Annotated in this window: 11 protein-coding genes and 1 pseudogene; 6 read left to right on the top strand and 6 right to left on the bottom strand. The window is 50.5% G+C overall.

Annotated features, from left to right (window positions below):
* The 4 genes from B1757_RS10440 to B1757_RS10425 all read right to left on the bottom strand — a co-directional run.
* A partial coding sequence (locus B1757_RS10440) for a helix-turn-helix domain-containing protein (RefSeq protein WP_143484221.1) occupies positions 1-450 on the bottom strand: 450 nt, incomplete at its 3' end.
* 163 nt (positions 451-613) lie between these two features.
* The gene (locus B1757_RS10435; protein WP_101538254.1) at positions 614-1,543 is read right to left on the bottom strand and encodes an ABC transporter ATP-binding protein; all 930 of its coding nucleotides are present in this window, start codon (positions 1,541-1,543) and stop codon (positions 614-616) included.
* Complete coding sequence (locus tag B1757_RS10430; protein ID WP_101538253.1) at positions 1,530-1,841, bottom strand: winged helix-turn-helix domain-containing protein; 312 nt, start codon at positions 1,839-1,841, stop codon at positions 1,530-1,532. Before B1757_RS10430 ends, B1757_RS10435 begins: the two co-directional genes overlap by 14 nt.
* Before the next feature lies 1 nt (position 1,842).
* Positions 1,843-2,574: a hypothetical protein gene (locus tag B1757_RS10425; protein WP_143484245.1), complete on the bottom strand. Its 732-nt coding sequence runs from the start codon at positions 2,572-2,574 to the stop codon at positions 1,843-1,845.
* Positions 2,575-3,150: 576 nt separating this feature from the next.
* On the opposite strand from B1757_RS10425, the gene B1757_RS10415 reads away from it, so the two are divergent.
* The 6 genes from B1757_RS10415 (at position 3,151) to B1757_RS16100 (ending at position 7,252) form a co-directional block, all read left to right on the top strand.
* On the top strand, positions 3,151-3,441 hold the full coding sequence (locus B1757_RS10415) for a hypothetical protein (protein ID WP_101538251.1): 291 nt from the start codon (positions 3,151-3,153) through the stop codon (positions 3,439-3,441).
* Positions 3,438-4,094, top strand: a complete 657-nt coding sequence (locus B1757_RS10410) for a DUF2268 domain-containing putative Zn-dependent protease (protein ID WP_101538250.1) — start codon at positions 3,438-3,440, stop codon at positions 4,092-4,094. The genes B1757_RS10415 and B1757_RS10410 overlap by 4 nt, the downstream gene beginning before the upstream one ends.
* A 50-nt stretch (positions 4,095-4,144) precedes the next feature.
* Positions 4,145-4,603 (top strand): MOSC domain-containing protein, encoded by a 459-nt coding sequence (locus B1757_RS10405; protein WP_101538249.1) that lies wholly within the window; start codon positions 4,145-4,147, stop codon positions 4,601-4,603.
* A gap of 122 nt (positions 4,604-4,725) precedes the next feature.
* On the top strand, positions 4,726-5,226 hold the full coding sequence (locus B1757_RS10400) for a tetratricopeptide repeat protein (RefSeq protein WP_101538248.1): 501 nt from the start codon (positions 4,726-4,728) through the stop codon (positions 5,224-5,226).
* 270 nt (positions 5,227-5,496) lie between these two features.
* Positions 5,497-6,816, top strand: coding sequence for an ISAs1 family transposase (locus tag B1757_RS10395; RefSeq protein ID WP_101537397.1), 1,320 nt, complete (start codon positions 5,497-5,499; stop codon positions 6,814-6,816).
* Complete coding sequence (locus B1757_RS16100; protein WP_140391020.1) at positions 6,797-7,252, top strand: ISAs1 family transposase; 456 nt, start codon at positions 6,797-6,799, stop codon at positions 7,250-7,252. The genes B1757_RS10395 and B1757_RS16100 overlap by 20 nt, the downstream gene beginning before the upstream one ends.
* A gap of 504 nt (positions 7,253-7,756) precedes the next feature.
* Here B1757_RS16100 and B1757_RS10385 read toward each other — a convergent pair.
* Both B1757_RS10385 and B1757_RS15820 read right to left on the bottom strand, forming a co-directional pair.
* Positions 7,757-8,896, bottom strand: coding sequence for a hypothetical protein (locus tag B1757_RS10385; RefSeq protein WP_101538247.1), 1,140 nt, complete (start codon positions 8,894-8,896; stop codon positions 7,757-7,759).
* Positions 8,897-9,096: 200 nt separating this feature from the next.
* A pseudogene (locus B1757_RS15820) lies at positions 9,097-9,231 on the bottom strand (ATP-binding protein); the annotation flags it as partial.
* Between the last annotated feature and the right edge of the window lie 283 nt (positions 9,232-9,514).

Raw genomic sequence — 9,514 nt, 5'->3', positions numbered from 1 at the left:
CATATCCACTCTGGTACGGGCTTCTGGCACATAGTGGTCAATCACCCGCCACAGGAGCGTGTCGGTCTCGCCGACTAGGCGGGCTACGGTCAATACCGGCATCTCCCGCACCAGGGTCATGATCAGCGCTTCGAAGAGCAGGGTGAAATGCGAGCCTTCCCGTGCCCAGGGAACAGATATCTGATGCACTCCATGCTCCTGGCACTTCACACGAGGTACGCGGGCATGGAGATAGGCTTCATGCTGGAAGAAATCCATGTGCCGCCAAGTATGGTCACGGGTATCATGTACCGGACACTCCTCACCACAGACGGAGCAAGCAAAGCGACTACCCTTGGGAAAGTTGATGTGCAGATCCAGGCGTTTCTCCTCCACCGTGAAAGTCACATGATCCACCAACCACGGCGGAACCAATCCTAACGCGAGAGAAAACAGCTCTTCAGGGACCATCAGCTAACTCCAATTCAGGGCACGACCGCTCCACAGCATTCTACCCCCTACCCACTCAATCTGACGAAGAGCCAAGATGGAAACAAAACGATGGGAATAACGTAGCCATATTCCCTGAATGTTCCGAGCAGCTCCCAACCTGCCTCCTTGAAATAGACCCGTATCATGATTCACCTCCGTCCCGTCCTTCCCGCTCGTTCTGTGTGAGTCCCAAAAAGAGATCTGCCAGGCTACCTTTGCGCAGAGCGATATTGGCGAGGTTCTCGTCATGCTGAAATAGCCAGCGCAAGAGCGCATCAGAGTTCTTTGTCACGATCATGACTCCGGCCTCCATTTGCTCTACAGAAACTACATCACGGTGGGATTTGAGGCATTCAATCGCAATTGTTGTGTAACAGGTGATGATTGTTGGCGATTCCGCACCTATAATGCTGGAAATCCCGCCGGAGTAAATAATTCGTCCAGAATCCAACACCACAACCCGATCGGCGAGAGCTTCGGCTTCTTCCAAATAATGGGTTGTCAGCAGAATACTCGTTCCCCGTTTTTTCAACTCGCGTAGATGTTTCCAGATACGCTGACGAGTGCGAACGTCTATTCCTACGGTTGGCTCATCCAGGAAAATCAACTCCGGATGGCCACAGATAGCCATGGCGAATTGCATGCTTCGCTTCTGACCCCCAGACAGCTCTTTGTACCTTTTGGACAAAACGTCAGACATTCCCGCAATCTCTGCACAGCGTTCCAAGCTTTCATGGTGCCGGTAATAGCCACAGGTTTGCGTTATGATCTCCTTTACGCTCAACGAAGATGGTAGCGAGCGCTCCTGGTCCTGAAACATGAAACCGATCCGCGAACGAGCAGCTATAGAAAGGTTGAGTGGATTTTCACCTAATATTTTCGCCGACCCGGAGTCTGGCCTTATAAATCCCAGCGCGATGCTGATGGTAGTGGTCTTTCCGGCACCATTCTCCCCAAGCAGCGCAAGAACCTCGCCATGCGCGATATTCAAATCAATTTCATCAAGCGCTTTAACTGACGAGTATTTTTTGCTAATACAATTAAGATTGAGTAAATATTCACTGTCGCGCATTTCCCTTCCTTGTCAAAAAAGAGTCCATTTCGGACAGGTAGTGTAGATAAGCGCTTCGGCCAAGATCAGAAATGGCATAACGTGTTTGCGGTCGTCGCCCCTGGAAAGTTTTATCAACTTGAATATAGCGAGCATTCTCAAGAGTACGCAGATGGCTGGCAAGATTGCCATCGCTGGCTTGGGTAATATCTTGTAACCATTTAAAGTCTGCCCATTCCACCTCATTCAGGACAGTCATCACTGCCAGACGGATGGGTGCGTGGATGAGATTGTCGATCTCCGGTAAGGTGAACTGCATTTTAGAGCGCTTGTAGTTTTCTGGAGAGCATCAGTACGGCGCTCATGCTGCTCATGACTCCAACGCCTATCAGAAGAATCCATTGCTCTTTTATGGTGAGATAGAAGGCGGCTGTGCCTCCTAAAAACCATAAAAAACCAACGTATCTGAGGTTAGGGCTTTTTGATAACACACCTGTTGCATAGGTTCCGATGCTTATCCACCACAGCACTAAAGGAATTTCAAATTGTCCGGGTAAAATTTTGCTCGCTGGAAGCAACAATCCTGATATCCATATACCAGCGATACAAAAATTCCAGATAGACTGGATCTCCCGACTGCTTGTTAATCCTGCACGGCCCTTAGCTGAGGGTATCAGGTATGGCTGGAAAAACATGAAACCGCTAAACAACAGCCAGGGAATAAGGGTTAAATAAGAATAATGGGCGTTTGCGAGGAGCAGATTCGCGACGCTGGCAAATAGCCACAGGATACCGAAGAACAGCCAGTAACTGATCTGCATCCGGATGATTTTGTGTTGCTGGCGAAGTTGTGCCGTCTGGATGACATCGCTTGGATTGGGATTATCTTCTTGCATAATATCGCCTCGAATCATAAAGCAGTGCACTTTGAAAAACAGAGTGCACTGCAAATATAGTCCTGTCAAGATGTTCTGAGTCGGGTGTTTCCGCCCATTAGTACGAATCAGGCAATTCCAGCTCCCCAGACCTTCGTATCGGGGTACATCAATCATGAAAAGGCTCATCGAAACTGAAACGTACTCCAAATTCCGTTTCCTGAAGGGATCTAACATCACGTCACTGCTTTATTAATCAGGCCGTTATAACCGACGTCAGGCCGTTACCACCTTGGCATGATGCACCCGCAGATTATCGACGACTAGATAGATTTTCTGGGGCGCGCTCTGAATCAAGGCGGTGAGAAAAGTGATGAAACCCTCCGCTCCCTGCTGCCATCGACAGTCTGGAAAGCAATTTACCCTGCGGAGAAATCGCCGAGATCATGGAGAGCGTTGTCCATTGGGCGGGTACAGCCAACACTGGCGTTTGTCCCCAAAATGCCCAGTTGCCAAGGTGCCTTCTGGGGTTTTTGGGGCATTCGGGAGGGTACTTTTTCAAGATTCAGACACGGACAAGTCTCCACAACGTTTGTAATGCCTCATAATACCCGGTTTTTCGGCTTGCCGGGTATGACGAGAATCAGTACATTACTGATATTGGAGGAAATGCCCAAGAGATGCAATGGTGCGTTGTGTCTGGTCCACAACTTACAGAAGAGCACCCCATGTTAGGCGTTACGGGAACCATCAATGTATGACATAAAAGCTTTGGCACTTACGTTCGCTATATGTCTGGCAGCCACTATTATCATGGCTGCGTTCTTTCGCCTTATGGGCCGCATAAAACCAAGTCTGCTTAACGTAGCCGCAATTCCGGTCGGAATCACCATCTCCGAGTCGGTGCGTATGGGTTCGCACATTTCAGGCACGGCATTTATCATCGTAGTAACTGGAGCGGTTGGTGTTTCGGTATTTTGCACGCAGTTCATCAAGGTGCAGCGTGGCATCTCAAGCTTAAAGCATAAAATGGAGCCGAAGTGATTGATTGCTTGTTTTTGGACTCGGATGACCAGCGCCATTTCCCAGCGGACGATCGGCGTGTCATTCATAGCATCTGCACGGATGCTGAGCCGAAGATTCGCTCGGCTCTACCGTTATTGCCTGCGATGATCGAGTTCGCTGCTCAAACCGGTAGCCGCGTCATCCCCGAAGTCGGTTCTCTCGGTATGGCAGTTTCATTGGACAGAATCATCTGGGTTGTAGATCCTCATCATTCTGGTGGTATCGCCGCAGTTGCACAAAAGCACCTGATTGCAATGCTTGCCCACGAGTGCCATCACCTCACACGCGGCTGGGTCATCGAAGAGAACCCCCAGCGCCCGTACAGTATGCTGGAGGCCGTTGTGAGCGAAGGTTTGGCCACGGCATTCCAGCGCGACATTACGGGAATAACGCCACTTTGGGGCGCCTATCCCGAACAAGCATCAATATGGGTCCAAGAGCTTCTCAGCCTGCAAGCCGACGCACCATACCAGCATTGGATGTTCCAGCACCCAGACGGTCGCAAATGGATCGGCTATAAAGCGGGCACCTACCTTGCTGACAAAGCTTTTCAGTCTACTGGGCTTACTGCAACCGAGCTTGTGTCCACACCAGCCCAGGAAATTCTGCGCATGGCCGGCGTTGAGGGATAGTGATAATGCCGTCCAACATTTCGCAACAACCGTTAGGCGAGGAGTAAGCGGTGATCGTTGAACGCATTTTCATCAGTCCAGAACGCGGCGCGGATCAAGTAGAGCGCCAACACATCGCTGTTCAAGACGGAATGGGAATTTTAGGTGACCGGAACTTTGGGAAACATACCCAACAGGGTCAGAACATCACATTGGTCGAAGCTGAAGAAATTGAACGCTTCTGCGCTCTGTTCTCTCGCAGCACTGATTTTTCACTGACGCGCCGAAACCTTGTAACCAGAGGAGTGAGGTTAAACGATCTGGTGAATGTTGAGTTCTCAATTGGAAATGTCAGGCTGCGCGGCGTTGAACTGTGCGAACCATGCGCCCTTCTTGGTAATCATTTAAGTAGTGGGTCTCTTACCCCTGCTGCGGTCATAAAGCACTGGGTTCATCGTGGCGGGCTGTTTGCCGACATTCTCGGCAGTGGAGCAATCGTTCGTGGATCCCCTATTGAAACTGATGCCTAGCCCTTCGCTCAGATTGCACGTAGTCAAACTGGAGGTGAGCACCACCCGCCCGGCCTCTAAAAGCCGCCTTTTTTCTGACAAACCGTGGAAAAAAGCCTGTAATCCTTTAAAAGGTGAATGATATGTCACTAGACAAAGAGCATGAAAACATCTCCAGAGAACCGAGTGGTTTTAATAAAAAACCCTCTATAGCTGATCTTTATAAGGCTCTTGATAATGGATATGACGAACATATCGCAATGGAACTGGGGTTTGCTCTTGATAAAGCTGGTAAAGAATTTGATGCGATAAGGCATTACCTATCCGCTCTATCTGGAAGCCTTTTACCAGAAGAAAAGATTCACGTGTATTTTTGCTTGGCGTCATCGTACAGAAACACAAATCAAAGTAACAAGGCAAAGAAATTGATCAACAAAGCCATTAAAGAGTTTCCTGACGAATCTCTTTTCCCAATAATGAAATCACTAATCAATCTAGATGAGAAAAGAGTTGACTTGGCAGTCCATACATTAATAACAGTAGTTTATAAGCATGTAAAAGAAGAAAATTTAGCGCCATATGTTTGGTTATTAAAAAAAGAGGCCATACGGCAACGCCGCGCTCTCAAAAAGAATTCTATCTAGAGTATAATTAAGTGACCCAGCAAACAACCGGCTTTGGGATCGTTACTGATCATTGATGCCACACTGATCCCCGTACCCAAGTAGCATTTTTCATGGGAAGGCAAAGAGCAGACCAAAGAAAAGGGGCGCGCTGACTGGAACCCTGCGAAACGTCGTCAGAGCAATCTGGGGGTAAGCCAGGGCCCTGTCAACCTTCCATCTAAGCTGCTGATGGAGTAGCACAAAGGGTTTTTCTGGACTTCTCAGGATGAATGCGGTAACTTTTGCCGCATGGAAGTCCCAACTCTCACCGAAAACCAGCAAGCCAGCCTGCACCGTGTTCAGGTGCGACCCATCCTGCCCACGGAGCGGGAACGCTGGAATACGCTGATGCAAACGTATCACTACCGGGGCTTTCGCACCTTGGCGGGCCGTAACCTGCGCTATGTGGCTACGCTCGATGGTCGCTGGGTAGCGTTACTGGGCTGGCATGCCGCCGCTTTTCAATGCCAGGCGCGGGATCGGTGGATCGGCTGGTCCTGGATCTTGCGCCGCCAGCGCTTGCATCTCATCGCCAACAATGCCCGTTTTCTGATCCTGCCCGGAGAATCCTTCCCGAATCTGGCGTCCCGTATTCTGGCGCTGAACCTGCACAGGCTCTCTGCGGACTGGCAATCCGTCTATGGGCATCCCATCGTGCTGGCTGAGACCTTTGTGGAATCCCCCCGTTTTACCGGTGCCTGCTACCGGGCCGCCAACTGGGTGGATGTCGGCGGAACCAAGGGCTTCGCCCGCCGTCCCGGTGGTGGCTATGTCCACCACGGCCAACCTAAACGTCTTCTGCTCTTTCCTCTCCATCCACAGGCGCGGGCCTGGTTGGCCCAGCCGCAGCCCCAACTCGAATGGACCCATACCCCCATGCAAACCGTGACGTTGAGCGACGCGCAAATGGAAGGCTTGCGCCAAATCTTTTTCCGCCTTCCCGATACCCGCAGCAAACTAGGCAAGCAGCATCCCCTCCCGGCCATCCTGACGGTGGCCGTGGCCGCTGTCCTGACGCGGGCCGAAAGTTATGCCGCCATCGCCGAGTGGGGCGGTCGCTTGACCCAGGCTCAATTGAAGCGCATCCGCGCCCGATTCGATCCCAAAACCAAGCGCTACCTCGCCCCCTCCGAACCGACCATCCGGCGCGTCTTGCAAGGGGCCGATGTGGAGGCGCTGGATGCGGCGATCGGCGCCTGGCTACTGGGTACGGCGGGCTTTGAAGCGGTGGCCGTCGATGGCAAAGTCCTCAAAGGGGCCGCACGCGCAGACGGCGCTCAGGTGCATCTGCTCAGCGCGTTCCTGCATGGACAGGGGGCCACCATCGCGCAAAAAGAAATCGCCCGGAAAACCAACGAAATTCCAGAACTGCGCAACCTGCTCCAGGACGTCAACATCGCGGGCAAGGTCGTCACCGCCGATGCCCTGCATACCCAGCGGGAGACCGCCCGCTTCCTCGTCGAAGACAAGAAAGCCGATTATCTCTTCACCGCCGTCAAAGGCAATCAACGAAAACTCCGCGACCGTCTGACGTGCCTCCCTTGGGGCGATTTTCCCCCTCAACGCTGAAACCACAGAGGTCGGGCATGGCCGCTTTGAATACCGCAAAATCATCGTCGCCACCCGGGCAACCGGCCTCCATTTTCCGCATGTCGGACAAGCTTTCCTGATCCAACGCTCCACCATCAACAGCAAAGAGGGCACGATTCGGGATGATTATGCCTTCGGACTCACCAGCCTGACCCCGGATCGTGCCACGCCCGAAAATCTGTTGGGCTTGGCCCGTGGTCACTGGGAAATTGAAAACCGGAACCATCATGTCCGCGATGTGACTTTCCACGAGGACCTCTCCCAAGTCCGTACCCAGAACGGTCCCCATATGATGGCGACCTTGCGCGAACTGGCCATGAGCATTATGCGTCTCACTGGCGTCAAGAATATCGCCAAAGCGTGCCGGGATTTCGCCGCCAGCGCGCACAAAACGCTCCGCCAACTCGGATACTGAGGCGCCACCACGGGGTTTACCTATCCGAGAATAGCTCCGGAGGGCGAGCTGCGTCCGTCAGCCACCCCATTCACGATTCTGCACCCAAAATCGCCTGAAAATGCCGCATTTCCACCAACTATAGCCCCTTCAAACCACCATTAAAATCAGTGGCGAAAACCTCTGCTACTATATCTGGCGAGCTTGACGGAGCCCTGGGGGGTAAGCGGAAAACCATGGAAATATGGCCATAAAAACGCCGTTTACTACAAAATCCGTAGCAAAATGACCTGAATCCCGATTTTAGGGGCTAACATTCGTCATGAAAGCTTGGTGTTCGTGAGAAGTACTTCTACAACGCCAGTTTGGCTATTGCTCAGTATAATTCGGCGCCATCCATTATCCATTGCCATCATCATGACTTTACCGCCCTGTGCCATGAAAAGCTGACAATAGCCAACTGAATAGTTGTAAGAATCTCCAGATATGAGCCTGGTTTTGGGCAGACAATCCTGACGCTGATCACTACTGAAAATGATCAATCTCAGGCGCTGTTTGACATTCAGGAAGCTTCCCCTCATATTTTTTCTTTCTTTGAACAATATTAATGCAGTGTATCAATCTCCAGATCCGCCTCAGCGGGTACGTTAACCGAAAAGAACGCGACCGATAAACGTCATCGAGCTCCTTCTGAAGCGATTTAATACGCTCGATGGACCATTCCAGCACAAAGTTGTGTATCTCGTTTTGTTCAAGTTCATTAGCCGAGATGATACCTCGATGTATTCCCCTCATTGCACTATGGCTGGAATATATAGATATGCCATCTTTCTCGCCCAAGAAGGTTTGATTCACCCACGCAATGTCGGCTTGAAACTTTTCCTCGAGAATGCTTACCGAGTGATCAGAAATTCGCGGTGTTTCTGAACAATACTCAGGTTTTATATAGATCAGCCTATCTGATACCTCTTGTGAAAATTGGCCGCCATATCGTCTGTTAAAGTCACGCAGATAGTTGCGTTCTTGATTCGTCAACGACCGGTTTACTCTTCTCTGCTTATGTCGCACGTCAGTTTTAATTTTATCTACAATTTTAAGCACTTGAAGCACCGTATCGACAAGGTGCTCGCTTATGCTGTCGTAGTTAAACACGTGAATGTTCGTACTGGGAATAATGCCAGACACACGCTTCAAAAACTCAATATGATCAAGCGTACTTAAATCTGGGATCCAGTCGTCTATTGATCGCCATTCGCCATGCCGTTTTATGACCTGGTCATAGGCAGAACAGACAAAAGGGATGACACTGCGCACAAAGTATATCAACTCTAATTGTATCCCCAAATTAAATGTCGCAGACATTAGTCTGTAGACCTGTTTAGCATCTAAATGCTGCATATACTCACTGGATATAATGGCGCAATTGCAGGTTCCAAAATAACTCATAATGATTTCATTGATACAATCATTGCTTGATGCGGAGACAAGCAATTCAAATAGAGCATAGCCGTTTCCTGATGTGATTTGATATTCATGCCTCACTTCTGAATTGTTTTTATAGGCAATACCCTGTTGCTCCAGAGCACGGGCATACTGCGAAAAGAAAACCTGCAAGGCGCTGGAGCCCGTCTTGCTGCCACCGGCATGAAGGTAAAGTGTTTTCATTTATCGCTCGTTCCTATCGCATCGTAAGCAACTGAAGCTCCAAACCACGCCGGACCTGAAGCGTATTCGCCAAGGTATCGCTGGAGCCCCTCTTGCTTATTAAAGCGGTTTTAAGTTTGATGTGCAACCATACTGTTTAACTGAATAATTTTATTTGCTATTACTTCGGCTGGTGACGGAATGCCAATAGCGTTTAAAAAGAGAAGCGCCTTGGTCATTTTGGCGTCCCCGAATATCTTCACCCATTCTCCGAAGAAGAGGTTTGTGGTGATTATCAGCGCGGTCTGTCCGTAGGAGAGTGAACCATTTCGAGGGCTGGCCCCACCAACCTGATTTGCGACGGTCAAGCGGCCCGAGTTTTTCTGTGAGCACGCAGCATCGTGGAAACAATTACCCCTGATTGCTTAGCCGCCGCTTGGTAGGTTACGCACTGCTTGATCAGAGACAGACCTTGTCCTTTTGCCACATGGTCGCGCAGGGCCGATCCAGGCGTTTTCCTTTGGCACGTGCGTTGGCTAAGCCAGAGAGAACCCGTTCCCGGATAAGCTCACGTTGGGGTCCCCTCAGAATTCGGAAAAAATCGTACGTTAGTGCTGTAGGTCCTACGTTTATGCGGTG

The organism is Acidithiobacillus marinus, from assembly GCF_002847505.1.
GTDB lineage: Bacteria > Pseudomonadota > Gammaproteobacteria > Acidithiobacillales > Acidithiobacillaceae > Acidithiobacillus > Acidithiobacillus marinus.
The sequence above is the reverse complement of the archived record's forward strand: the minus strand, read 5'-3'. Positions and strand labels throughout refer to the sequence as shown.

Coding starts and splice junctions, on each gene's coding strand:
- B1757_RS10400 (WP_101538248.1), top strand. CDS start 4,726: ATGTCACTAGACAAAGAGCATGAAAACATCTCCAGAGAACCGAGTGGT.
- B1757_RS10435 (WP_101538254.1), bottom strand. CDS start 1,543: ATGCGCGACAGTGAATATTTACTCAATCTTAATTGTATTAGCAAAAAA.
- B1757_RS10425 (WP_143484245.1), bottom strand. CDS start 2,574: ATGATTGATGTACCCCGATACGAAGGTCTGGGGAGCTGGAATTGCCTG.
- B1757_RS10395 (WP_101537397.1), top strand. CDS start 5,497: ATGGAAGTCCCAACTCTCACCGAAAACCAGCAAGCCAGCCTGCACCGT.
- B1757_RS10385 (WP_101538247.1), bottom strand. CDS start 8,896: ATGAAAACACTTTACCTTCATGCCGGTGGCAGCAAGACGGGCTCCAGC.
- B1757_RS10415 (WP_101538251.1), top strand. CDS start 3,151: ATGTATGACATAAAAGCTTTGGCACTTACGTTCGCTATATGTCTGGCA.
- B1757_RS10430 (WP_101538253.1), bottom strand. CDS start 1,841: ATGCAGTTCACCTTACCGGAGATCGACAATCTCATCCACGCACCCATC.